Annotated in this window: 21 protein-coding genes; 9 read left to right on the top strand and 12 right to left on the bottom strand. The window is 68.0% G+C overall.

The window, feature by feature from the left end; genetic code table 11:
• Nucleotides 1–5 precede the first annotated feature (5 nt).
• Both NJ1_RS18030 and NJ1_RS18035 read left to right on the top strand, forming a co-directional pair.
• Nucleotides 6–1,334, top strand: coding sequence for an ABC transporter substrate-binding protein (locus NJ1_RS18030; protein WP_067695425.1), 1,329 nt, complete (start codon nucleotides 6–8; stop codon nucleotides 1,332–1,334).
• A 123-nt stretch (nucleotides 1,335–1,457) separates the two neighbouring features.
• Nucleotides 1,458–2,537, top strand: coding sequence for an ABC transporter ATP-binding protein (locus NJ1_RS18035; RefSeq protein WP_067695428.1), 1,080 nt, complete (start codon nucleotides 1,458–1,460; stop codon nucleotides 2,535–2,537).
• A 6-nt stretch (nucleotides 2,538–2,543) separates the two neighbouring features.
• On the opposite strand, the gene NJ1_RS18040 is transcribed toward NJ1_RS18035, so the two are convergent.
• From NJ1_RS18040 to NJ1_RS18065, 6 genes are all read right to left on the bottom strand, one after another.
• Entirely contained in the window at nucleotides 2,544–2,861 is a 318-nt protein-coding gene (locus tag NJ1_RS18040) for a helix-turn-helix domain-containing protein (protein ID WP_067695431.1), read from the bottom strand.
• Complete coding sequence (locus NJ1_RS18045) at nucleotides 2,858–3,220, bottom strand: type II toxin-antitoxin system RelE/ParE family toxin (RefSeq protein ID WP_067695434.1); 363 nt, start codon at nucleotides 3,218–3,220, stop codon at nucleotides 2,858–2,860. The genes NJ1_RS18040 and NJ1_RS18045 overlap by 4 nt, the downstream gene beginning before the upstream one ends.
• A 125-nt stretch (nucleotides 3,221–3,345) precedes the next feature.
• Nucleotides 3,346–5,346 (bottom strand): M13 family metallopeptidase, encoded by a 2,001-nt coding sequence (locus tag NJ1_RS18050; protein ID WP_067695437.1) that lies wholly within the window; start codon nucleotides 5,344–5,346, stop codon nucleotides 3,346–3,348.
• A gap of 46 nt (nucleotides 5,347–5,392) precedes the next feature.
• Nucleotides 5,393–6,334: an SMP-30/gluconolactonase/LRE family protein gene (locus NJ1_RS18055; protein ID WP_084478456.1), complete on the bottom strand. Its 942-nt coding sequence runs from the start codon at nucleotides 6,332–6,334 to the stop codon at nucleotides 5,393–5,395.
• Nucleotides 6,335–6,621: 287 nt separating this feature from the next.
• The gene (locus tag NJ1_RS18060; RefSeq protein WP_339380972.1) at nucleotides 6,622–7,053 is read right to left on the bottom strand and encodes a DUF397 domain-containing protein; all 432 of its coding nucleotides are present in this window, start codon (nucleotides 7,051–7,053) and stop codon (nucleotides 6,622–6,624) included.
• Between the two features lie 7 nt (nucleotides 7,054–7,060).
• Nucleotides 7,061–7,912 (bottom strand): Scr1 family TA system antitoxin-like transcriptional regulator, encoded by an 852-nt coding sequence (locus NJ1_RS18065; RefSeq protein WP_067695440.1) that lies wholly within the window; start codon nucleotides 7,910–7,912, stop codon nucleotides 7,061–7,063.
• A gap of 88 nt (nucleotides 7,913–8,000) precedes the next feature.
• Here NJ1_RS18065 and NJ1_RS18070 point away from each other — a divergent pair, with 88 nt between their 5' ends.
• Complete coding sequence (locus tag NJ1_RS18070) at nucleotides 8,001–8,489, top strand: hypothetical protein (RefSeq protein ID WP_067695443.1); 489 nt, start codon at nucleotides 8,001–8,003, stop codon at nucleotides 8,487–8,489.
• Between the two features lie 6 nt (nucleotides 8,490–8,495).
• On the opposite strand, the gene NJ1_RS18075 is transcribed toward NJ1_RS18070, so the two are convergent.
• Complete coding sequence (locus NJ1_RS18075) at nucleotides 8,496–9,011, bottom strand: DUF4190 domain-containing protein (RefSeq protein ID WP_067695446.1); 516 nt, start codon at nucleotides 9,009–9,011, stop codon at nucleotides 8,496–8,498.
• Nucleotides 9,012–9,135: 124 nt separating this feature from the next.
• On the bottom strand, nucleotides 9,136–9,915 hold the full coding sequence (locus NJ1_RS18080) for a pirin family protein (RefSeq protein WP_067695449.1): 780 nt from the start codon (nucleotides 9,913–9,915) through the stop codon (nucleotides 9,136–9,138).
• A 262-nt stretch (nucleotides 9,916–10,177) separates the two neighbouring features.
• Here NJ1_RS18080 and NJ1_RS18085 point away from each other — a divergent pair, with 262 nt between their 5' ends.
• From NJ1_RS18085 to NJ1_RS18095, 3 genes are all read left to right on the top strand, one after another.
• Entirely contained in the window at nucleotides 10,178–10,648 is a 471-nt protein-coding gene (locus NJ1_RS18085) for an NUDIX hydrolase (protein WP_067695453.1), read from the top strand.
• Nucleotides 10,649–10,743: 95 nt separating this feature from the next.
• A complete protein-coding gene (locus tag NJ1_RS18090) occupies nucleotides 10,744–12,105 on the top strand; it encodes an MFS transporter (protein WP_245717443.1) in 1,362 nt (453 codons plus the stop codon).
• A gap of 172 nt (nucleotides 12,106–12,277) precedes the next feature.
• Entirely contained in the window at nucleotides 12,278–13,921 is a 1,644-nt protein-coding gene (locus NJ1_RS18095; protein WP_084478457.1) for a glycoside hydrolase family 183 protein, read from the top strand.
• 51 nt (nucleotides 13,922–13,972) lie between these two features.
• Here NJ1_RS18095 and NJ1_RS18100 read toward each other — a convergent pair whose 3' ends face one another.
• The 3 genes from NJ1_RS18100 to NJ1_RS18110 form a co-directional block, all read right to left on the bottom strand.
• Entirely contained in the window at nucleotides 13,973–14,827 is an 855-nt protein-coding gene (locus NJ1_RS18100) for a 5-oxoprolinase subunit C family protein (protein WP_067695556.1), read from the bottom strand.
• Nucleotides 14,828–15,064: 237 nt separating this feature from the next.
• The gene (locus NJ1_RS38225; protein ID WP_245717444.1) at nucleotides 15,065–15,814 is read right to left on the bottom strand and encodes a 5-oxoprolinase subunit B family protein; all 750 of its coding nucleotides are present in this window, start codon (nucleotides 15,812–15,814) and stop codon (nucleotides 15,065–15,067) included.
• Between the two features lie 163 nt (nucleotides 15,815–15,977).
• On the bottom strand, nucleotides 15,978–16,730 hold the full coding sequence (locus NJ1_RS18110) for a LamB/YcsF family protein (RefSeq protein WP_157574065.1): 753 nt from the start codon (nucleotides 16,728–16,730) through the stop codon (nucleotides 15,978–15,980).
• A gap of 232 nt (nucleotides 16,731–16,962) precedes the next feature.
• Between NJ1_RS18110 and NJ1_RS18115 the strand changes: the two genes are divergently transcribed.
• The gene (locus tag NJ1_RS18115; protein WP_067695456.1) at nucleotides 16,963–17,790 is read left to right on the top strand and encodes a hypothetical protein; all 828 of its coding nucleotides are present in this window, start codon (nucleotides 16,963–16,965) and stop codon (nucleotides 17,788–17,790) included.
• A gap of 11 nt (nucleotides 17,791–17,801) precedes the next feature.
• On the opposite strand, the gene NJ1_RS18120 is transcribed toward NJ1_RS18115, so the two are convergent.
• A complete protein-coding gene (locus NJ1_RS18120; protein ID WP_067695459.1) occupies nucleotides 17,802–19,265 on the bottom strand; it encodes a CCA tRNA nucleotidyltransferase in 1,464 nt (487 codons plus the stop codon).
• 242 nt (nucleotides 19,266–19,507) lie between these two features.
• Between NJ1_RS18120 and NJ1_RS18125 the strand changes: the two genes are divergently transcribed.
• Both NJ1_RS18125 and NJ1_RS18130 read left to right on the top strand, forming a co-directional pair.
• Complete coding sequence (locus tag NJ1_RS18125; RefSeq protein ID WP_067695462.1) at nucleotides 19,508–20,047, top strand: NUDIX hydrolase; 540 nt, start codon at nucleotides 19,508–19,510, stop codon at nucleotides 20,045–20,047.
• A complete protein-coding gene (locus tag NJ1_RS18130) occupies nucleotides 20,044–22,554 on the top strand; it encodes a DUF6049 family protein (RefSeq protein WP_067695464.1) in 2,511 nt (836 codons plus the stop codon). The genes NJ1_RS18125 and NJ1_RS18130 overlap by 4 nt, the downstream gene beginning before the upstream one ends.
• The last annotated feature ends 147 nt before the right edge of the window (nucleotides 22,555–22,701 follow it).

The following is a 22,701-nucleotide window of genomic DNA, read 5'->3' on the forward strand; positions in this document are numbered from 1 at the left end:
TTCCTGTGTCCGAACAACGTTTTCCTGCTCTTTCGCGGCGCGGGTTCCTCGGGCTGGCCGGCGCGGCCGCGGCCGGCGCGGCGCTGACCGCCTGCGCCGGATCCGGCGGCGGCAACAAGCAGGGTGGGGACGACAAGACCATCACCTTCTGGTCCAACCACCCGGGCACCTCCAAGGACCTGGAGAACGAGCTGATCAACCGGTTCCAGGCCAAGCACCCGGACCTGAAGGTCAACCTCATCGACGCGGGCAAGAACTACGAAGAGGTGTCGCAGAAGTTCAACGCGGCGCTGTCCGGCGGTGACCTGCCGGACGTCGTCGTGCTCTCGGACGTGTGGTGGTTCAACTACGCGCTCAACGGCACCATCGAACCGCTGGACTCCCACTTCGGTTCCGCCGGAGTGAAACTCGACGACTACGTGGACTCCCTCGCGGCGGACTACCTGTTCAACGGCAAGCACTACGCGCTGCCGTACGCCCGCTCCACCCAGGTCTTCTACTACAACAAGGACGTCTGGTCCAAGGCCGGACTGCCGGACCGCGGCCCGAACACCTGGCAGGAATTCGACGAGTGGGGTCCCAAGCTGCAGAGCGTCGTCGGCGGCGACAAGTGGGCGCACGGCTGGGGTGACGCCAAGAACTACCTGGCCTGGACCTTCCAGGGTCCGAGCTGGACCTTCGGCGGCCACTACTCCGACCAGTGGACGCTGAAGTTCAACGACCCCAACACCCTCGCCGCCGGCAACTACCTGCGCGACAGCATCAACAACAAGAAGTACGCGAGCATCCGGCCGCAGATCGCGACCGACTTCGGCACCGGCATCATCGCCTCCACCATCGCCTCCACCGGTGATCTCAAGGGCATCAAGCAGAACGCCGCGGGCAAGCTGGAATTCGGCACCGCGTTCCTGCCGCACCCGAACGGGGCGGGCGCGACCACCGGCGGTGCGGGCCTTGCCATTCCATCGCGGATCTCGGACAAGCGCAAGGAGAACGCGCTCCAGTTCATCGAGTTCATCACCAATGCGGCCAATACCGCGTACTTCTCGCAGGGCACCGGTTACATGCCGGTGCGCAAGTCGGCGCTGCAGGATCCGACCGAGATCGACTTCCTGGCCAAGAACCCGAACGCCAAGACCGCGATCGATCAGCTCGCGATCACCAAGCCGCAGGACTACGCACGCGTATTCCTGCCGGGCGGCGACCAGATCATCGGCACCGGCCTGGAGCAGATCGGCCTTCAGAACCGGGATGTGGCAGCGGCTTACGCCGATATCACCAACCAGCTGCAGACCATCATCGACCGGCAGATCACCCCCAAGCTGCCCAAGTAGGGACACCACCGCGCCCGGGGCGAATCGGCCCCGGGCGTCATCTACCACCGTGACTACTGATTTCGTGCGCGGCGGCCGACGGCGGCGAGCCGCGCGCCGAAGTCACGAGGAGGCGGAAAGAGCATGGCGACTGTGCAGTTCGAGGGAATTTCCCTCACCTACCCGGGTGCGCCCGCACCGGCGGTCGACGACCTGAGCCTGGATATCGCCGACGGTGAATTCCTGGTGCTGGTCGGGCCTTCCGGATGTGGCAAGTCCACCAGTCTGCGCATGCTGGCGGGGCTCGAGGCGGTCACCGCCGGGCGCGTGCGCATCGGCGGGCTCGATGTCACCGGGCTGCCGCCGCGCTCGCGCGACGTGGCCATGGTGTTCCAGAGCTACGCGCTCTATCCGAACATGACCGTCGCGGAGAACATGGGGTTCGCGCTGCGCAATGCCGGAATGAGCAAGGCGGACACGCTGATTCGGGTCAAAGAGGCGGCGGCCATGCTCGAGCTGGAGGACCTGCTCGACCGCAAGCCCGCCAAACTCTCCGGCGGCCAGCGGCAGCGCGTCGCCATGGGCCGCGCCATCGTGCGCCGCCCCCAGGTGTTCTGCATGGACGAACCGCTGTCCAACCTGGACGCCAAGCTCCGCGTGAGCACCCGGTCCCAGATCGCCGCGCTGCAGAAGCGATTGGGCACCACCACGGTCTACGTCACCCACGACCAGGTCGAGGCCATGACGATGGGGCACCGGGTCGCGGTTCTCGAGAACGGCCGGCTGCAACAGGTCGCTGCCCCGCGCGAGCTCTACGACAACCCGGTCAACACCTTCGTCGCGGGCTTCATCGGTTCCCCCGGCATGAACCTGCTGACCGCTCCGGTCAGTGACAACGCCGCCACCCTGAACGACCTGCGAATCCCGCTGCCGCACAGCGTCTCCGGCGACCGGGTCGTCATCGGCATCCGCCCCGAATCCTGGGAGGTCACCACCGACCCCACCGACTCACTGGCGGTCGAGGTGGAACTGCTCGAGGAACTCGGCAGCGAATCCTTCCTCTACTCGCACGGCGTCACCGGCGAATGGTCAAGCCGCTCCGGCCGAATCGTCGCCCGCGTTGACCGCCGCTTCCAGGTCGCGCTCGGGGACCGCCTGCACCTGCGGCCCAAACCCGATGAAGTCTTCTTCTTCGACGCCGACACCGAACTCCGCCTCAACTGAGGCACATCAGGCGATCGCCGCGATATCACCGTCATCGAAGTAGATCGCCTGATGCAGACGGCCGCCGAGCGCGATCGCATACCGGGCGAGCACCTCGTGGCCCGAAATCTGGCCACGTTCGATCTGCGACACCCGGCCCTTGGTGACGCCCATGCGTTCGGCGAGTTGCGACTGCGTCAATCCCCGACTCTTGCGGATCTCGGCCAGCCGATGGCCGATGATCTCCGCCAGAATTTCCTTCTTGCCGATCGCCAGTGCCTCTTCGCCACCGGCACGCTCGACGAACTCGGTTCGGATGTCCTCCCACCGCGAATACCCGCTCATCGCCGCTCCTGTTCCTCTCGCCGTTCCTTCAAGTAGATCTCGTACCGCTGCTCAGCCAGCGGAATCGCGGCCCGATACCACGTGCGCCACTGATTCGACTTGTCGCCTGCGGCCAGCAGGATGCTCGAACGCCAGGGGTCGAATACGAAGAGGATACGAACCGTTCCCGGCCTCAGCTCTTTGAGGTTGGAGATCGCGGACCCTGTGATCGTGTCGACCAATGGGCGCCCCAGTCCGGGTCCCAGTTCGGCTAGCAGATCGATCGCCTGCGACACTCGCCGATAGTTCGCCTCGTCGAGCTGCATGATCCATTGACGAACCTCGTCCACCACGTAGATTTCCCACTCACGGTCGGCCACGCCGAGAAGTATAGGTATCACTATACCCGAGGTGTGTGGATCGTAAGAGACCAGGTGTAGGACTCGCCGCCCCTACGCGGAGTGACCGCGCCTCGATAGATGTCGGGGCGCGGTTCTGCTGCGGGCTACCAGATCTTCACGCGGTCGGCGGGGTCCAGGTAGAGGGCGTCGCCGGGTTTCACGTCGAAGGCTTCGTGGAAGGTGTCGAGGTTGCGGATCACTCCGTTGCAGCGGAATTCGGGCGGGGAGTGGGGGTCCACGGCGAGGCGGCGGATGGCCTCCTCCTGACGAGCCTTGGTGCGCCAGACCTGGGCCCAGCCGAAGAAGACGCGCTGCAGGCCCGTGAGGTCGTCCAGGACGGGGGCGTCGGAATTCTCGAGGGAGATCCGGTAGGCCTCGAGCGCGATGGTGAGGCCGCCGAGGTCGCCGATGTTCTCGCCGATGGTGAACTCGCCGTTGACGGTGTGGTCGTCGGAGAGGTCTTTGGGGGAGAACTGGTTGTACTGGGCGATCAGGGCTTCGGTGCGCTTGCCGAACTCGGTGCGGTCCGACTCGGTCCACCAGTCGACCATATTGCCGTCGCCGTCGTACTTGGAGCCCTGATCGTCGAAGCCGTGGCCGATCTCGTGGCCGATGACCGCGCCGATACCGCCGTAGTTGGCGGCGTCGTCGGCGTTCATGTCGAAGAACGGGGGCTGCAGAATCGCCGCGGGGAAGACGATCTCGTTCATGCCGGGGTTGTAGTAGGCGTTGACCGTCTGCGGGGTCATGAACCACTCGCCGCGATCGACCGCGCCGCCGAGCTTGTTCAGGTCCCGATCGTGCTCCGCGGCATAGCCGTTGCGGTAGTTGCCGACCAGATCGACCGAGTCGACCTCCACGTCGGCGTAGTCGCGCCACTCGTCGGGGTAGCCGATCTTGGGAGTGAACTTCTCCAGCTTGGCCAGGGCGGCCTGGCGGGTGTCGGGGCTCATCCACTCCAGGTCGGAGATATTGCGGCGGTACGCCTCCTGCAGGTTGGCGACCAGATCCACCATGCGGGCCTTGGCCTCGGGCGGGAAGTGCCGCGCCACATACAGTTTGCCGACCGCCTCGCCCAGCAGATCCTGCACCAGGGACACGCCGCGCTTCCAGCGATCGCGATTCTCCTGCGCGCCGGTCAGCGTGCGGCCGTAGAAGTCGAAGCTCTCCTGCACCAGGTTCTCGGTCAGATACGCGGAGCGCGAGCGCACCACGCGCCACGCCGTCCACGCCTTCCAGTCCTCGAGCGACTCCGATGCCCAGACCTGGGCGAAGGTGCGCACGTAATCCGGCTGGCGCACCACCAGTTCGGCGAACAGCTCCGGTGCGCGGCGCTCGGTGGTCTCGGCCAGCGCGGAAGTCCAGGCGGCCCAGTCGAATTCAGGATTCTCCGCCGTGAGCGCGTCGAGAGTGGTGAGGTTGTAGCTCAATTCGGCGTCGCGGCGGCGCACCACGTCCCAGTGGCCGGCGGCCAGCTTGGCCTCGAGATCGAAGACGCGCTGCGCGTCGTAGTCCAGGTCGGCGTGCGCGAACATGCGGCCGATGTGGGCGATGTACTTCGCGCGGATCTCCGCGTACTCGTCCTTGTGGTAGTAGGACTCGTCGGGCAGGCCGATGCCGGACTGGGTGACGTGCACCAGGTAGCGGGTGGAGTCCTTGTCGTCGGTGTCGACGTAGAAGGCCAGCGCGCCACCGACACCGGTGCGCTGCAGGCCGCCGATCACCGCCGCGAGCGCGCCGCGATCGGTGACCTCACGGATGGCGGCCAGCTCGCCCACGATGGGGGACAGGCCCGCGTGCTCGACGTGCGCCTCGTTCATGAAGCTGTTGTAGAGGTCGCCGATCTTGCGCTCCTCGGTGCCGCGCGCGGCGTTCGCGGCGGCGGCGTCCTGGATGATCTGCTGTACGTCCCGCTCGGCCTGGTCGTACAGGGTGCGGAAGGCGCCGTCGACCGCGCGGTCCGACGGTATCTCGTAGCTGTCCAGCCACTTGCCGTTGACGTGCGCGAACAGGTCGTCCTGCACCCGAACGTCCGCGTCACGGAAGGACAGGTCGATACCGGAGGGAGGCGTCAGCTGCGAAGTCACGATTCCCAGTATGCCCATTGCCGCGGGTGCGAGCTCGCCTCCGGCAACCTCGCACCCCCGAGTTTCACGACAGGTGAACGCGCAGCAGGTCGCCGCTCTCGGTCCCGACCAGCAGGTCCCCATCGGGGGCGACTGCCACCGAGGTCATCGGCTGACCCGAGTACACCGTGCAGCTCACACCGGTATTCGGATCCACCCGAGCCAAACGCCCGAGCGCGGTCGCCACGTAGAACCGGCCGTCGGGCCCCACCGCCAGATCGTCGGGGAAGGCCGGAACCACATCGGGATTGAGCTGCGCGGCCACCGTGCGCGCGGACGGATCGTCGATCGGCACCCGCAGGATCTGACCGCCGGGGCTGGTCATGACGCCGACATACAGGTCCCGGCCGACCACGACGATGCCGTTGGCCTGGAAGATCCGCGACCGCTCGGACCAGGCGTCGTCCGTCGAACCGTCCGGGCGGATCCGGATCACGCCCGAGAGGCTGTCGGTGACGTAGAGGAACCCGTCCGCGTCGAAGGCGCTGCCGTTCACCATGCCCCGCCCCGGCGCGAAGGTCTCCGCACGCGGATCGGCGGCGGCCGGATCGAAGCGCACGATGCTGGAACCGGTCAGCACGCTCGTCGGCGTATCGCCGGAATTGACGTACATGAGTCCGTCCGGGCCCAGCCGTACCGCGCCCGGAAAAGCCACCGCGACCGACGCGGTCAGGCGGCCGGCGCTGTCGTAGCGCTGCACCTCGTTGCGATAGGACCGGGCCACCCACAGATTTCCCGCACCGTCGAAGCCGACGTTCTCCGACCAATCCAGCAGCGGCACGGCGAAAGGCACCTCGGTGCCGACGCGGACGGCGGGACATGAGCCCTCGGCGACGACGGTGGGTGCGGCGGTCGCTGCCGGTGCGACCGGCAGCAGCGCGATCGAACCCGCGGCGAGCATTCCGGCACAGCAGTGGGTCAGCACGCGCCGCCCGTGTCCGACGCCGGGTAGGAAGGATTCGAGCATGGTTCAGGCCCCCGATATTTCGCAGTCAACCGATCCGAGCACAGTGAAAATATCCGGTTCACAAGAAAAATGGGAGCCCCTCCCGCAATCGCACCGGCCGCACGGCACAGGTTGGCGAGTCGTGCCGGACGACAGTGCGATTCGGCCTAGGTAGTGCGATTCAGGCTCGGCGACAGTGTGATTCGGACCGGTCGCAGCCGGATTCAGGCTCGGCAGCGGGTTCGGTATCCGGTCCAGGCGGGGCGATTCGAGGGGCGGTGAGTTTCGCGAGGTGGACGGGATGCGATTCAGGACACGACCGGGACTCGATCGAATTCGCGATCGGCGGCACCGGCGAGGAACGCCTGCCATTCGCCGGGGGTGTAGACAAGACCGGTCTCCCCGTACCGCAGCGTTGTCCACCCGTCCGGATCGGTGAACGCCCGCAGCACCGTCGAATCCGGCTCCGGGGCCACCGCGGCGGTGGCATCGCCGCTGTCCAGCAGCATATCCAGGAACGACATCCACTCCGGTGCCGTGACGATGATGACGGGCTCGTCCTGCGGGCGATGTTGCGGATTTCGCCGGTACTTGCTGTCGCGGATGAGCACCGCGGCACCGTCGAATCGAACCTCGACACATTGGTTTCCATTATTCGTGCGGGTCGACGTGAACCATCCCGTGGAATCCGGATGATATTTCGCGGTGGTGAGCATGGGCAGCATTTTACCGTCGCACATGTGTCTCCTACCCTTGCGAACAGCTCTTGATCAAATCCAAGGATTCCGCACGGTCGAGCGATTGCTCGAGTGCACGCACAAATGCAAAACTCAGATCGCGCACCTGATCCGGATCATCCACGGAACCACCGAAAACGGCACTTTCCACCCAGCCGAAGGTGGGCAGGTTCTCCGATGCGAAATCCAGGAGATGAAAACTCGACCCGCCCAGTACGGCGCCCCGAGTGGCCGCGAACGGAATCACCCGGACCGCGATGGAATCCTCTTCCTCCAGCAGGGTCGCCAAATGTTCCAGCTGCCCGCGCAACACTTTCGGGCCCCCGATCTGCTGCCAGAGGGTGGCCTCGCCGAGCACGGCCGTGACCTCCGGTCGATCCGCACCGAGCAACCGCTGCTGCCGCCGCATGCGCACGGCGACCAACTGCTCCACCTGAACCGGTCTGATCATGACGTCAGCGCTGATCAGGGCCCTGGCGTACTCCTCGGTCTGCAGTAGGCCCGGCACCACCAGACTGTCGTAACTGCGGATGGCCTCGGCGCCGAATTCCATGCCGTAGTAGCGCTGCAGCTCCGCGCCGATCAGGGCCGAGGACTTCGCCCACCACCCGCGCTCCTTGCTGGCATCCAGGAGTTCGAGCAGTTCCGCGCGTTCTTCGCCGTCCACTTCGAGCAGTTCCAGCACCGGTCCGATGGTGTTGACGGTCAGCACCCTGCGAGCCTTCTCCACATGGGACCAGTTGGCCGGGGTGAAGCCGACCCGCTTGGCGAAGGTCGCGGAATCGAAGCCGCGCAGCTCACGCAGCTCCCGGAGGCGGATGACCAGCTCCCACCGCGCAACGGTGGGCGAGACGGGTGCCATGCCCGACGATGCTACGCCGCGACTCGCCGGTGTGTGACTATTGTCATAGCGATTGCCGCGGAATAGGGTCGGTAGCAGGAGGTTCGCCATGACCCCGCTCGACCCGTCTTCGTACACCGCCACCCAGGAAGCGCTGGCTCGCTGCCGCCGCTACCGGAAGGAGCACGGCCTGTACGGGGTCGTCGACTCGGCCCTGGGGCGAATCATGCTCGAGATCGGCGCCGTCGGGGCCGTCACCATGCCCGTCGACCTCGGCACCCGGGTGCGAGACCGGCTCCGTGACGGTACCCGCTGCGGACCCGTGATCGCGCATCCCCGCTCCGGGCGATGGACGTTTCTGACCGGTCCGACCGACAACTCGTATCTCGACGAGGCGTTGTTCTCGGACCTTTTCCGCGACTGCGCGGCCGTGGCGCTGCCCGGTAGCCAGATCGTGCTGCCCTCGCCGGCCGACGAGCACACCCGCTACCGGACCTGGATCTGCCCGCCGGAGAACGACTTCCGGCCGGAGCTCGCGGAAGTCGTCCTGGCTACCCGGGAGTGCCGCGGGGGATTCGCCCCCGCGCCGCCCGGGTGAGAATCCTCAGTTGGTCGGAGCGGGAGTCAGCGTGATGCTGTATTTGTCCTCGATCGTGGACTTGAAGTCGCGCTCGCACTGGTCGACCTTGGACTGATCGCCGTTGGCGTCGGTGATGCAATCGAGGTAGTTCTTGCCGCCGTTGTCGACGAACCAGCTGTAACCGACGATCACGAACACGATCGAGGCGATCAGGCCGAGCAGGCCCAGAACCAGGCCGGTCACCGCCAGGCCGAGCCCGCCGCCGCTGCCGCCGCGCGCCTTCACCATGGCGATCAGGCCGAAGATCGCGGCGAGCAGGCCGAACAGGATGCCGCCGACGACGGTCCAGCAGCTCAGAACCGCGATGATGCCCAGGACCAGGGCGGTGATGGCCAGGCCCTTGCCCTTGGGCGACTCCTGCCAGTACTGCTGACCACCCGGCGGCGGCTGGTAGTTCCCGGGCGGCGGCGGGGGGTACTGCTGGCCGTACTGACCACCGGGGGGCGGGTCGTACTGTCCGGGGGGCGGGTACTGAGACATGGGGGTGTCCTTCCGACGGTGCTGCTCCCGGTATCGCCAACGTGCGGACGAGCCGTTAACGCGCCCGATTCGTCCCAATTGCTGCGTTGATCATTTCAGATCACCGTGCGAACAGCTATCGATGCTATTGCCCGCCGAGGCGCGCGTGCATCTCCCACACCAGGATTTCCGACGGCAGGTCGGCGGTGATCCGCTGCCCGCCGCTGCGGGTCATCCGCACCGCGTCACCCTCGTACAGCGTGCCGAGCCCCTCCATCTCGATCTCACCCCGCGCGACGAAAAGATGCAGGTAGGGAGCCTCGGGCAGGTACACCTCCGGCGGCTCGTCCACACCCCGCAGCCTCGCCACGTGCATGGCGGAATGACTGCTGTTGATGGCGATGGCCGTGCGATCGCGATAGCGCGGGAGCCCGGAGGCCACCGTCACCAGACCGCCGCCCGCGAGCTCGTCGTCGATCTCCAGCTGCTGGTAGCCGGGAGAGAGTCCCGGTTCGTCGGGCACCACCCACATCTGGACGAAATGCACCGGCTCCTCGTGTTCGGGCGCGGCGCTGATCCGCCAGGAGTCGTTCTTCTCCGAATGCAGGATGCCGCTGCCCGCGCTCATCCGCTGCGCCAGACCGGGATAGATCACCCCGCTGTGTCCCAGCGAGTCCTGGTGGACCAGGCTGCCGCGCAACACCCAGGTGACGATCTCCATATCGCGATGGGGATGCGTTTCGAAGCCCTCACCGGGAAGAACGATGTCCTCGTTGTTCACCAGCAGTAGGCCGTGATGTGTGTTGTCGGGATCGTAATGTTCTCCGAAGGAGAACGAATGTTTCGAATCCAGCCATGCCACACGGGTTTTCAACCGGTCACCGGCACGATGGATATCGATGTGTGGTGTCGTGAGCGTGGACACCGCCCTACTCCTCTCACCGGCGAGCACCGATCAGAATCCAGGGTAGGGGCACATCCGATGCACCGACCTGAATTCCCGGTTAATTCTAACGTGCCGCTCGCATCAGCCCGCACACCCGCCGAACAGGCACTATCGTGCCCGGCAATCGATACGGGCGAATATCCGGCGAACCCCGGGCATCGCGTACGCCCCGTCAGCGGGACGAGGGCGGCGACCGTATCATGATGTGCCGCAAGTGAAATCCGGAGGGAGAGCAGGGGGAATGCGACCCGAAGTACTGGCGGGCATCGAACGCGAACTCCGGCAGCAGGCCGACAGCGAGGGAATCGCTCACTTCGTCGTGGGCGTGGCCGTGTTCCGAAACGGCAAACTCCTGCTCGTCAGGCGTGTCGCCGATGATTACCACGGGGGTATGTACGAACTGCCGGGCGGTGGCGTGGAATCCGGGGAATCCTTCGCCGAATGCGTCGAACGCGAACTCTTCGAGGAAACCGGGCTGCGCGTTCAACGCATCACGGACGTTCTCGGCGGATTCGATTACGCGACCCGCACCAAATCCCGGGTGCGCAAATACAGCTTCGTCGTCGATACCGAACCGGGCGAGGTCTTGCTCGCGCCGGGAGAACACGATCAATTCCAGTGGATCGACGCCGACGGACTGGACAGCCTGCCCATGGCGGACGATATGCGTGCCGCCGTCTTCGCGTTGGTGACCACACACCCCGCCCGGTGATCGACCGGTCGCGGGAGCGAGCCCGCACCGGATGGCACAGCGCGCGCACCGGATGGAACCGAGTCCGCACCGGATGGCAGAGCGCGCGCACGGCGGTGCGCGAGAATCCCGGCGCGCTGCGGCTGACCGCGGTCCGCCTGGCCGGGCAGTTCGGCGACGGCATGTTCCAGGCCGCGCTGTCCGGCGCCATCCTGTTCAACCCCGAACGCGAGACCGATCCGCTGGCCATCGCCGGTGGATTCGCGGCGCTGCTGCTGCCGTACTCGATCATCGGGCCCTTCGCCGGGGCGCTGCTGGACCGATGGGACCGGCGCAAGGTGCTGCTGGTGGCGAATGTGCTGCGCGCGATCCTGATCGGGGTCACCGCGGCCGGGCTGCTCGCGGGGATACGCGACACCCCGCTGCTGTTGCTCGCGCTGTCGGTGGTCGGGACCTCGCGGTTCATCGGAGCCGGCGTGTCGGCGTCGCTGCCCCGGGTGCTGTCGCGGCGCTGGCTGGTGCCGATGAACTCGGTGCTGGCGACGGTGGCCTCGGGCTGCGCGATCCTGGGCGCGGGCATCGGGTTCGGGCTCATCGGGGTGATCGGGGCCGGTGATTTCGCCTCGGCCATGGGCGTGGCGGCCAGTGCCTCCGGGTCGATCCTGGGCGCGATCGCGGCCGTGGGATTCCTGCCGCGCGCCCTCGGACCCGAATCACCCGCCACGACCGCGACCTCGGCGCCCGCGAACGACGCCGTGCCGACCGGTTCGGGTACCGCCCCGGACCCCATCGACACCCGAAGTACCGTGCGTGCGATCGCGTCGGGCCTGCGGTCCGGCGCGGGAGCGGTGTGGCGGTCGAGGGAAGTCACCACGGCCCTGATCGGAATCGGCGCGCACCGCATCGTGTTCGGGGCCGACACGCTGCTGATGGTGCTGGTACTGCGGCGTGGCGCGGGAACCGGGCATCACATCGCGAAGTTCGGCGCGGCGATCACGGCGACCGGAATCGGCATGCTGGTCGCGGCGGTCGTCGCACCGTTTCTGATCCCCCGACTCGGACGGCCGCGCACGGTGATCGCGGGCCTGCTCACCGCGATCGCGGTGCAGCTGACCCTGGTCACCCCGATCACGATCGCCACCGGGACCGCGGAACGACAGGCCGAGCTGATGCTGCTGGCCGCGGCGTTCCTGCTCGGGCTGGCGGGGCAGACCATCAAGCTCACGGGCGACGCGGCCATGCAGATGGACATCGACGACGCGCACCGCGGACAGGTCTTCGCACTTCAGGACACGGTTTTCAACATCACCTACGTGCTGGCCCTGGCCGGGACGGCGCTGTGGATACCCGCCGACGGGCGCTCCCCGGCCGTGGTGATCGCCGCGGCCGGGGTGTACTGCCTGGGCATTCTCGCCATCGGACTCAACTCGCGACGTGGCCGGACGCCGGTGGCGACCGGCCCGAACGCGGGGACTTGATATCGGGTCGGTCACAAGCCGCCGGTAAGCGGACCCAGCGGCCCGGCGCCTCGATTCCGCCGGTTACGGTGGGAGAGATCTTTTCTCGCAGGACGCGGCCGCCGCACTACGCGGCCAGGTCACCACGGGTGGCCGGTTCATGGTCACAGCCGGATGAGGAGACGCACACCGCATGGGATTCCGTTCGCCTGCCTCGACCCACCGCACCGAAATCCCTGCCGCCCTGCTGCTCTCGAGCGTTCTCACGGCCGGGACTCTGCTGCTGCCCGCGGCCCCGGCGCAGGCCTCACCCCTGGCCCCGTGGGCGCCGCCACCCGTGAACAGCTGCGGAGAAACGGGATTCGATCCGCTGGCCCGCAAGCCGCAGACCGAGAATCCGCCGCCGCCGCCACCCGACCCGACCATCCGAATCCCGGTACCCGTACCGGAATTCGTACCGATCGAGGTGCCGGGACCGAAGCCGGACAACACCCGCGTCGCGCCCGTGGTACTGCCCGAGGATCCGTGCACCAATCCGTGTCCGGACATTCGCGACAATCCCAAGCCGAAGCCGGAAACCGTCGCGCCGCAGCGAGATCCGGCCGACGCGGCGAGCGAGGACACCACCGCGCCCACCACCACGAGCGCACCCCCGACGAGTACCCCCGGCGGCCCCTCCGCGCAGCCGTGGACGCTTCCGCAGATCGAATTGCAGACCGAGACCGAACCCATTCCGATCCCGATCCCCGGCGGCGAACCACCCGAGCCGCAACCCGCGCCGCCCCTGGCCGTGCAGCCGCCCGAAGCCGCGCCGGTCGCCGCACCCGTCTCACCGCCCGCGGTCGAATCGGTGCGGCTGGTCGATCAGATCACCGGGCGCGGATCCACCAACCGCACCGATATGCGCTGGTCGGTGGACGGCACCGACCTCGGGCTGATGTGGGAGAACAAGCCCGGCGAGGTGGCGGTCGTCTTCGGCGACAGCTTCGGCAAGGGCTGGCAACCCAACAACGCGGGCACCGGCGATCTGGACTGGCGCAGCAACGCCCTCGCCTACAGCACCGACCGCGACCTGAACGACGGCCTCACCCTGAACGGCTTCGTGCAGGACAGCCGCTGCCACGCCGCGGAGATCCTGGACAGCCGCAAGGTCAAGAACTTCGAGACCACCACCATCCCCACCTCCGGCTTCGCCATCGGCGATCGGCAGTACCTCACCTACATGTCGGTGAACCGGTGGAGCCGCATCCCGGGTATGTGGTGGACCAATCTGGGCGGCATCGCCTGGTCCGACGACAACGGCAGCACCTGGACCAAATCGCAATGGGCGCGCTGGGACAACCTGTTCGGGGCCGGGCGTTTCCAGGTCGCGACGATGGTGCCGCACGGGGACTACGTGTACATGTTCGGAACTCCCAACGGGCGCATGGGAGTCATCGGATTGGCGCGGGTGCCCTCGGAGCAGGTGCTCAACAAATCCGCCTACCAGTACTGGCAGAACGGGACCTGGATCGCCGCCGACGGGGCGAACGAATTGCTCGCCACACCTTTGCTTTCCGGGACGGCCAGTGAACTCTCGATCCGCTACGACAGCGCGGGTGGACAGTGGCAGATGGTGTACCTCGACTCGGCTCGGCATCAGATCGTGCTGCGGACTGCCGCGGAACCGCAGGGGGCGTGGAGCGATCCGGTGCCGCTGGTGGACACCGACGACTATCCGAAGGCGTACGGCGGGTTCATCCATCCCTGGTCGACCGACAAGGACCTGTACTTCACGATGTCGGCGTGGGACAGCTACAACGTGTATCTGATGCACGCGGCTCTCGAACCGCGCTGAGGGCGCGGGCAGGCGACGGGGTCACCACGGGCGGCATCAGCCGAGCCGGGATCAGCAGGGGCGGAAGCGCATCGGCTGCCCCGGGCGCGCCTGCGCGACCAGGTCGACGTCGGCATCGACCACCACGGCCACGACCGGATAGCCCCCGGTGATCGGATGATCTGCCAGGAAGACCACGGGCTGACCGCTCGGCGGGACCTGGATGGAACCCAAAGCCATGCCCTCCGTGGGTAGTTCGCCCGAAGTGGCGCGATCGAGCGCGGGGCCGGTGCGGCGATCCAGGCGCGCGCCGACGCGATCGGTATCGGAGGAGACCGCCCAGTCACCGTCGAAGAGCGCACCGGCATCGGCGAACCAGTCGGCGCGAGGGCCGCGCACCGCGCGGACCGTGAGCAGTCCCGCGGCCGGCGCGGCCACCGGCGCCACATCGACGATGGGATGCTCGCGCGGCGGCTTGCCCACCGGCAGTACGTCGCCCGAGCGCAGTGGTTCCGGCCCGATGCCGGACAACGTGTCCCGGCTTCGCGAGCCGAGTACCGGGGCCACGTCGATACCGCCCCGGACCGCCACGTAGCAGCGCAGTCCGGTGGTGGCGAAGCCGAGCCGAAGTCGCTGTCCCTCATCGATTTCCAGCACGCTGGCCGCACCCACCGGCCTGCCGTCGATGGTGGCCGGTGCGGCCGCGCCGGTCACCGCGACCGTCAGATGCCGCTCCGCCAGCAATTGCAGGCCGCCGAGCAGGACCTCTATCGCGGCCAGGCCCTCCGAATTGCCGACCAGTCGATTCGCGAGCCGCAGCGAGGCTCGGTCGGCGGCCCCGGCCCGCCCGACCCCCGAATCGAACCAGCCCGGTCGCCCGAGATCCTGAATTGTCGCCAGCGGCCCCACCCGCTCGACTCGAATCATGCGAAGACCTCCGCTCCATTCCGCGGACAACCGTGCACCCTCGGCGATTCCGCGCAAGCTTTCAGCGATGGTAGGCGAGATTCGGCCACCCCTGGCGGGATCAGGGGAACACCTTGCGCGGCAGGAGGAATCGGATATCCCTCGCGGCGGGTCGACGAACCCGCGGCGAGCGACGGGCCGGGATCACCGCGCGAGTTCACCGATGCTCCCCGGCGTTCACCGAGCGAACGCGCGGGCTCATCGATACTCCGCGGCGTTCACGAAACGCACGCGAGTGGCGGCTCGGACCAGTGCGGGAGGGTCGCGATCGACATCCCAGAGGGTCAGGTCGGTCGTGCCGATGAGCTGCCAGCCGCCGGGGCTGCGACGGGGATAGATGGCGGAGTAGCCACCGGCGAGAGCTACCGCGCCCGCGGGAATCGAGGTGCGGGACCGGGTTCGGCGGGGCACCGTGAGGCGGCCGTCGGCGGATTCGAGGTAGCCGAAGCCCGGCGCGAAACCGACGAAGGCGCACCGCCATACGGTGCCGGTGTGCTGGGCGATCACCTCGGCGGGCGGGATCCCCAGCAGCTCCGCGACCTCGGCCAGATCCTCGCCGTCGTAGCGAACCGGGATCAGCACCGGCTCGTCCGGGATGATCGGGCTCGTCCCCGGACGCGGCGGTGAACCGGGCTGTGTGGCACCGTATTCGAGTCGGTCCGGACGGCGCGCGGCCGGCGAGGAATCGCGAGCCTGTGGAAAACCGTTGCTTCGCACGACTTCCGGCGAGACTTCCGCACGCAACGGGGAGCGGACCGGGAGCGGCGGGGGGACGGTCGCGGCGTCGGCCGCTGTGGCGAGGTGGTCGAGCAGGGCGTGCAGGCGTTTGCGCACGGTGTCGGCGACCGTGCCGGAAGACAGTGTGACCAGGACGGTTTCGGCGGCGGGCAGGACGTCGAGTACCCCGGCGGGACGTGGGCGCAACATCTGGACGAACTCGGAGATCATCGCGTGCGAGCGCGGGATGACGAGCAAGGCACGGTCGCCTGCCGGACGGATCTCGCCTGCCGGAGATGCGTTCTCGGCTGAGGGATCGGGCGCCGGTGGCGGGCTCGTACCGGATGCCGGAATCGGCTCGGAAGCATTCATCGCGTGATTCTCACTCGGGGGCTCACGTGAAAGCCCGGACGGGCACACCGGATTCGGTCAGTGCGGCACGGATTCGGCGCGCCATCTCCACGGCCGCGGGCGAATCACCGTGGACGCAGAGGCTGGCCGCCGTGACCGCAACCGTGCCCCCGTCGACGGTACCGGCTTTGCCGTCCCGGGCGATCGAAAGTGCCTGGGCCACGGCGTCGTCCGCGTGCAGCACCGCGCCGGGCACACCGCGCGGAGCCAGGGCGCCCTCCGGGGTGTACGCGCGATCGGCGAAACCCTCGCCGAGGAAGGGCGTGCGGGCGGCCGAGGCGGCACGCTCCATCTCGGTGCCGGCGGGGCCGAGCAGCGCCAGCGCGGAATCGAATTCGCGCAGGGCCGCGACCAGGGCGGCGGCCAGCTCGGCGTCGGCGGCGGCCTGGTGATACAGCGCGCCATGGGGTTTGACGTAGCGAACACGGTCACCCGCGGCGCGTGCGAAGGCGTCCAGACTGCCGAGCTGGTACAGCGTCTCGTCGCGCACCTCACCGGGAGTCACCGCGATGGCGCGGCGGCCGAAGCCCGCCAGATCCCGATGGCCGACGTGCGCACCGATGCGCACCCCGCGTTCCACCGCGAGTGCACAGGTGCGGCGCATGATCCCCGGGTCACCCGCGTGGAAACCGCAGGCGATGTTGGCGCTCGTGACCAGGTCCAGCATGGCGGCGTCGTCACCCATGCGGTACGCGCCGAAGCCCTCGCCGAGGTCGCTGTTCAGGTCCAGGGTCATCCGTGCCTCCCACTTCGTCTCTTCGGGGCGCAGGTTCCGATTGTGGTCCCGAGTACGCCCGGGGACAACAATCACGGCGGCTTCGCACCCTTTGTCGCGACGGCGCCCGGCACTCGGTCATGGCCGTGGGGTAGCCGACCACAGCTGAACCTACCGGTCAGTAGGAGAGTGGCCCGCGTCACTCGCAGACCCCTGGCGCTGACACACGTGGCCAGTACGCTCAGAGGCAATCATGGCCACCTATTTCGATCCGAAGGCCTGGTCACCCTTGCGGGCGGTGGACCTGGGCATGGACCTGGGAAAACGCCTGTTCGACCAGTCATGGGTCGAGCAGTGGACCACCTTCACCACGGCCTGGATCGATCCGGTGACCGATTTCGGGGTCGGCACCGTCACCGCGCTCATGCCCGACGTGCTCATGACCCTGCTCTCCGAAGGCATTCTGAGCCGGTTCGGCGGGCAGGAGGTCAGTGCGACCCTGCTCGGACACGACGTGCGCGCCACGCTGCACACCCTCAAGGTGCGCCGCCGCGGGGCGAACTTCCAGACCAAAACCGTTCTCACCGGGATGTATTGGAACGAGCATCTGGTTCAGGAGATCACCGTCATCGCGCACGGGGTGCGGCTCATCCCCGGCGTGCCGACTCGGATCAGATCCTCGCAACTGGACGCGACGGGGATCATCTCCGTTGCGGCACTGCTGGATTGGATCAACAGCTGGCAGTCGGACTGGATGGTGGAGCCGGGACCGGACGGGCTCGTCCTGGCCAAGCATCGGCGACGCGGGATTCGCGCGCTGGTCGACGCGTCGATCACCGACAACGTCCTCACCATCACCGTGCATCGCGCGCACTGGCGGAAGGTGCGCGCACCGCGCAGCCTGACCAGGCTCGATCCGATCGTGTTGGCGGAGTTGCCGAATCAGGCCCGCATCCTGCGCGCCGAACGCGTCGGGCAGGACATTCACTTCGCCGCCGACCTGCCCGGAATGAGCGGGTCGTTCGACCTGGCGCAGATCCGGTCGGCGATCGTCGCGGGAACGACCCTCATCGTGTTCTAGGAACCCGACCCCTACTGGACGGTCGGCCACCATTCCAACAGGGCGGCTTCGGCTTCGTCGCGGGACATCGGGCCGCGATCCAGTCGCAGTTCCTTGAGGTAGCGCCAGGCCTTGCCGACATCCGGGCCCGCCTGGATGCCGAGCAACTCCATGATCGCGTTGCCGTCCAGGTCGGGACGGACCCGGGCGAGGTCCTCCTGCTCCCGGATGCGGTCGATCCGCACTTCGAGATCGTCGTAGGTGGCGCGCAGGGTGGCGGCGCGGCGTTTGTTGCGGGTGGTGCAATCGGCGCGGACCAGCTTGTGCAGGCGGGGGAGCAGCTCGTCGGCGTCGGTGACGTAGCGGCGGACCGCGGAATCGGTCCACTGCCCCTTGCCGTACCCGTGGAACCGCAGGTGCAGGTAGACCAGGCGAGCGACATCCTCGGTGAACTGCTTCGGATACTTCAAGGCGCGCATGCGCTTTCGCACCATCTTCGCGCCCACCACCTCATGATGGTGGAAGCTGACGCCGCCGCCGGGCTCGTTGCGCTTGGTGGGCGGTTTGCCGATGTCGTGCAGCAGCGCCGCCCAGCGCAGCACCAGATCCGGATCGCCCTGCTCCTGGTCGATGGCCTGGCGCAGCACGGTCAGCGAATGCTCGTAGACGTCCTTGTGCTGGTGGTGCTCGTCGATCTCCAGCTTCATGGCCGGGACCTCGGGCAACACGAACTCGGCCAGGCCGGTATCGACCATGACGTCGATGCCGTCGGTGGGATGATCGCCGCCGATCAGCTTGTCCAGCTCGGTGTGCACCCGCTCGGCGGTGATGCGCTCGATCTGCGGCGCCATCGCCACGATCGCCTCCCGCACCCGAGGGGCGAGTTCGAACCCGAGCTGCGAGACGAAACGCGCACCGCGCAGCATCCGCAGCGGATCGTCCTGGAACGAATCCTGCGGTAGCGCGGGCGTATCCAGCACTCCCGCGAGCAGGTCCTCGATACCGCCGAGCGGATCCACGAACTCCAGTTCGCCGAGCCCGCCGATCCGCACCGCCATGGCGTTCACCGTGAAATCGCGTCGCACCAGATCACCCTCGAGGCTGTCGCCGAAGGTGACTTCCGGATTGCGCGAGACCCGGTCGTAGTTGTCGCTGCGGAAGGTGGTGATCTCCAGCTGCTGCCCGGCCTTGGAGCCGCTGACCGTGCCGAACGCCAGACCGCCGGTATCCCACAGATGATCGGCCCAGCCGCGCATCAGTTCCTGCACCACCTCGGGGCGGGCGTCCGTGGTGAAGTCCAGATCGGTGCCGAGCCTGCCGAGCACGGCGTCCCGGACGCTGCCGCCCACCAGGTAAAGGGTGTGACCGTGCGCGGCGAAAAGCTCGCCGAGCGGGGTCAGGACATCCTCGGACAGCCGGCCCACTGTGATCGCCGCCGCGGCCAGCAATCGGGTACGGCGATCCACGCTTGCTTCCTCGGACTTCGGCGAAACCACGAAGACGGAGCTTAGTGGAGAGCACGAACCGGCGGACAGTGCCGGGTTGCCGCCCACCCCCGCACTGTCCGCCGGGACGGCAACACGAACCCGCGGTGCCCGCCCGAGAGCCGTGTGCGCGCCGGGCCGCCGGACAACGGGCCACGTCACGACCGGTGCGCGACGCCGAGCGAGGCCGAGCTTCGGCGCAGCGGCACCCGCGGTGAGGCGGAAGCACCGGCTCACACCGCTAGACTGACGCAGTGTCCCCGGCCGATCGCGCGAACAGTCGACGCCGCCAGCCCCGGCGCCGGAGTGGTTCGGCGGGCAATGCGGCGAAACCTCGTATGCGCACGGTGCGGGAGACTTCCGCGGGCGGTCTCGTGGTGGACGGTCTCGACGGTCCACGCGACAAGCGCTGCGCCGCCCTGATCGGCCGGACCGACCGGCGCGGCCGGTTGCTGTGGTCGCTGCCCAAGGGCCACATCGAAGAGGGCGAAACCTCCGAGCAGACCGCTATTCGAGAGGTCGCCGAGGAGACCGGCATCAACGGCAGTGTCGTGGCCGAACTCGGCAGCATCGACTATTGGTTCGTGACCGAGGGCCGCCGGGTACACAAGACCGTGCACCACTATCTGATGAGATTTCTCGACGGAGAACTGTCCGACGCGGATATCGAGGTCACCAAGGTGGCCTGGGTTCCGTTGAGCGAACTCGAATCCCGCCTCGCCTACGCCGACGAACGCAGACTCGCCGAAGTCGCGAACCGGCTGATCGACCGGATGGAGAACGGCAGAAAATGACGCGTGCCCGCACCGCGGGGCCACACCGCTGGATTCTGTCGCTCGTCGCAGTGCTGCTGTCCTTCGTCGCGGCCTGCCCGTACGCCACCGCCGAACCCACCGGGAATGGTTCCGGCCAGCCCACCGGGCCCAAATTCCTGAAGATGTCGCTGGATTCGGTCACCCCGACCGCCATCACCGCCGGCAGCGACCCCTACTTCGTGGTGTCCGGAACCGTCACCAATATCGGTGACCGGCCGGTCGACGACATCAGCGTGCGCATCCAGCGCGCCGCCCCCATCACCGAACCCAGCGGGCTGCGCACCGCACTGCGCCTGGACCAGAACAACTTCGACGTCGCCGGTGAATTCCAGGACGTCGCCGAGAAATTGACGCCCGGTCAGCGCAAACAGTTCAGCCTCACGGTCGCGCTGCGCGCGGGCGCCGAACTGCCGAGCGGGATCTCGGCCGTCGACATCACGCAGCCGGGGATCTATCCGCTGCTGCTGAACGTCAACGGCGAACCCGCGTACGGCGGCCAGGCCAGGCTCGACGATGCCCGATTCCTGCTGCCGGTGCTCGGGGTGCCGCCCTCGAAAGACGCCAAAGCGCCCGCCGCACCGGCGGTTCCGGCCGCGCCCGAGGCACCGCCGGTCGCCACCACCATGCTGTGGCCGCTGGCCGACCGCCCGCGTGTGGTCGCCGGGCGACCCGGCGCGCCCGACGGCCGGGTGCTGCTCACCGACGACGACCTGGCCGCCTCCCTGACCTCGGGCGGGCGACTCGATCAGCTGCTCTCGGCCCTGGAGACCGCGCTCGCACCCGACGCCGGACGCGGGAAGAACCTCAGCGGCGCACTGTGCCTGGCCATCGACCCGGATCTGCTGCTCACCGTCTCGGCGATGGAGGACGGGTACGAGGTGCTGGCCAGTCCCTCGGACCCGGACGGCGCCATCGGAGCGGGCACCGGTTCGCACGCCGCCAAGACCTGGCTGGACCGATTGAAGGCACTGGCCCCCGGTATGTGCGTGGTGGCCCTGCCGTTCGCACAGGTCGACCCGAGCGCGCTGGCCGCGGTCGGCGACGTGACCCTGGCGGACCGCGCGCTCAACGCCCCCGCGGACCTGATCGACTCGCTGCTGTCGGTGAAATCCGTACGCGGCGTGGCCCTGCCGGACGCGGGCAGCATCGACACCGAGGCCGCCTCGCTGTTCGCCCACCACGGCTTCTCCACCACCGTGCTGGCCGCGAACGCCGTCACCGGGGCGAGCGAAGCCTCGAACCCGGACCTGGTGCGACTCTCGGGCGTCACACTGCCCGCGCCCGCGGCCGAGGGCACGCCGACCGCGAACGGTCCCGAACTGCGGGCCGCCACTTTCGACATCTGGTCGGGCACCGCGCTCGCGGCCGTCGGATCCCATCCGCCCACGCCGCCGTTCACCCCGGACAAGGTCCGCTACGACCTCACCAACGACTCGCGGGCAGCCCGGTTGCAGGACTCGCTCGGGGCCATCTCCTGGAGCGCGCTCAATCCGCAGCCGGGACAACCCCGTTCGGCGCTGCTGGTGCCGCCGCAGCAGTGGGGCGCGAACCGGGACGAGGCGACCGCGCTGCTCGGACAGCTCGACCTGTTGTTCCGCAACAACCTCGCCACCCCGCGCTCGCTCACCGAACTGCTGGCGCAGCCGGTGGACGCGCAGTCCTTCGACCTCGACTATTCCGCCAATGCCGCGGCCGAATCGGTGCCCGCGCACTTCGCCGAACCGGTCCGCCAGCAAGCCCAGCGCATCACCGAACTGATGGCCGCGCTGGTGGACACGCCGCAGCAGGAGCTGAGCCCCCGGGCCTTCCTCAATCCGCTGCGCGACGATCTGGTCCGGACCCTGACCCTCTCGGATCGGCGCGCCGGGACCGCGGCAGCCGACACCTCGGCGCAGCGCCGTCTCGATCAGACCACCCGCACCATGGACGATCTGTTCGAATCGGTGACCGTGCTGCCGCCCGGCGGCGTCTACACCCTGGCCTCGGAACAGAGTCCCCTGCTGCTGGTCGCCCGCAACGACCTGCCCGTGGCCATCCGGTTCAAGTTCCGGATCGACGCACCGGCAGAGACGAACATCACCGATATCGGCGAACAGCAGCTTCCCGCCAAGGGCAACCGCTCCTTCCAGATCCCGACCGAGGTCTCGGACAGCCGAAACCTGGTGATTCCCATCGCCCTTACCACGCCGGACGGGGTATCCCTCGGCAATCCGGTATCGGTATCGGTGCGGTCCAACGCCTACGGCCAAGCGTTGGCGATAATGACGGCGTGCGGCTTCGCGCTGCTGATCCTGCTGGCCGGTCGCCGGCTGTGGCATCGCTTCCGAGGGCAACCAGATCCGGCCGACGAGGACTACGACCCGGGACACGGGCAGGAGTCCGAACCGGCAGGGGAGGACACCGAGGCAGCGGAGCCGGGCAGGTTCAGCCCGCGTCGGCGCGCGGATGAACATGAGTCGCAACGAAATACACAGGAGGCACGGTGAGCGAGTACGGCGGTCCACCGCGCTCATCCGGCCGTCCCGACGATCAACCGGCGGGGCGCTACGACGGCCAACCGGCAGGACGGCCCGACGGTGACCCGACGGAACGGCCCGACAGCCCGCCGCCGCGCCGTGCGCCCTCGGCCCCGT

The sequence above is a fragment of the Nocardia jejuensis NBRC 103114 genome, from assembly GCF_001613145.1.
GTDB lineage: Bacteria > Actinomycetota > Actinomycetes > Mycobacteriales > Mycobacteriaceae > Nocardia > Nocardia jejuensis.

Bases quoted from the DNA above. Each gene is read 5' to 3' on its own strand.
- NJ1_RS18095 (WP_084478457.1), top strand. From the start codon at position 12,278: ATGGGATTCCGTTCGCCTGCCTCGACCCACCGCACCGAAATCCCTGCC.
- NJ1_RS18050 (WP_067695437.1), bottom strand. From the start codon at position 5,346: ATGGGCATACTGGGAATCGTGACTTCGCAGCTGACGCCTCCCTCCGGT.
- NJ1_RS18130 (WP_067695464.1), top strand. From the start codon at position 20,044: ATGACGCGTGCCCGCACCGCGGGGCCACACCGCTGGATTCTGTCGCTC.
- NJ1_RS38225 (WP_245717444.1), bottom strand. From the start codon at position 15,814: ATGATCTCCGAGTTCGTCCAGATGTTGCGCCCACGTCCCGCCGGGGTA.
- NJ1_RS18085 (WP_067695453.1), top strand. From the start codon at position 10,178: ATGCGACCCGAAGTACTGGCGGGCATCGAACGCGAACTCCGGCAGCAG.
- NJ1_RS18110 (WP_157574065.1), bottom strand. From the start codon at position 16,730: ATGACCCTGGACCTGAACAGCGACCTCGGCGAGGGCTTCGGCGCGTAC.
- NJ1_RS18100 (WP_067695556.1), bottom strand. From the start codon at position 14,827: ATGATTCGAGTCGAGCGGGTGGGGCCGCTGGCGACAATTCAGGATCTC.
- NJ1_RS18035 (WP_067695428.1), top strand. From the start codon at position 1,458: ATGGCGACTGTGCAGTTCGAGGGAATTTCCCTCACCTACCCGGGTGCG.
- NJ1_RS18065 (WP_067695440.1), bottom strand. From the start codon at position 7,912: ATGGCACCCGTCTCGCCCACCGTTGCGCGGTGGGAGCTGGTCATCCGC.
- NJ1_RS18070 (WP_067695443.1), top strand. From the start codon at position 8,001: ATGACCCCGCTCGACCCGTCTTCGTACACCGCCACCCAGGAAGCGCTG.
- NJ1_RS18040 (WP_067695431.1), bottom strand. From the start codon at position 2,861: ATGAGCGGGTATTCGCGGTGGGAGGACATCCGAACCGAGTTCGTCGAG.
- NJ1_RS18115 (WP_067695456.1), top strand. From the start codon at position 16,963: ATGGCCACCTATTTCGATCCGAAGGCCTGGTCACCCTTGCGGGCGGTG.
- NJ1_RS18060 (WP_339380972.1), bottom strand. From the start codon at position 7,053: ATGTGCGACGGTAAAATGCTGCCCATGCTCACCACCGCGAAATATCAT.
- NJ1_RS18075 (WP_067695446.1), bottom strand. From the start codon at position 9,011: ATGTCTCAGTACCCGCCCCCCGGACAGTACGACCCGCCCCCCGGTGGT.
- NJ1_RS18055 (WP_084478456.1), bottom strand. From the start codon at position 6,334: ATGCTCGAATCCTTCCTACCCGGCGTCGGACACGGGCGGCGCGTGCTG.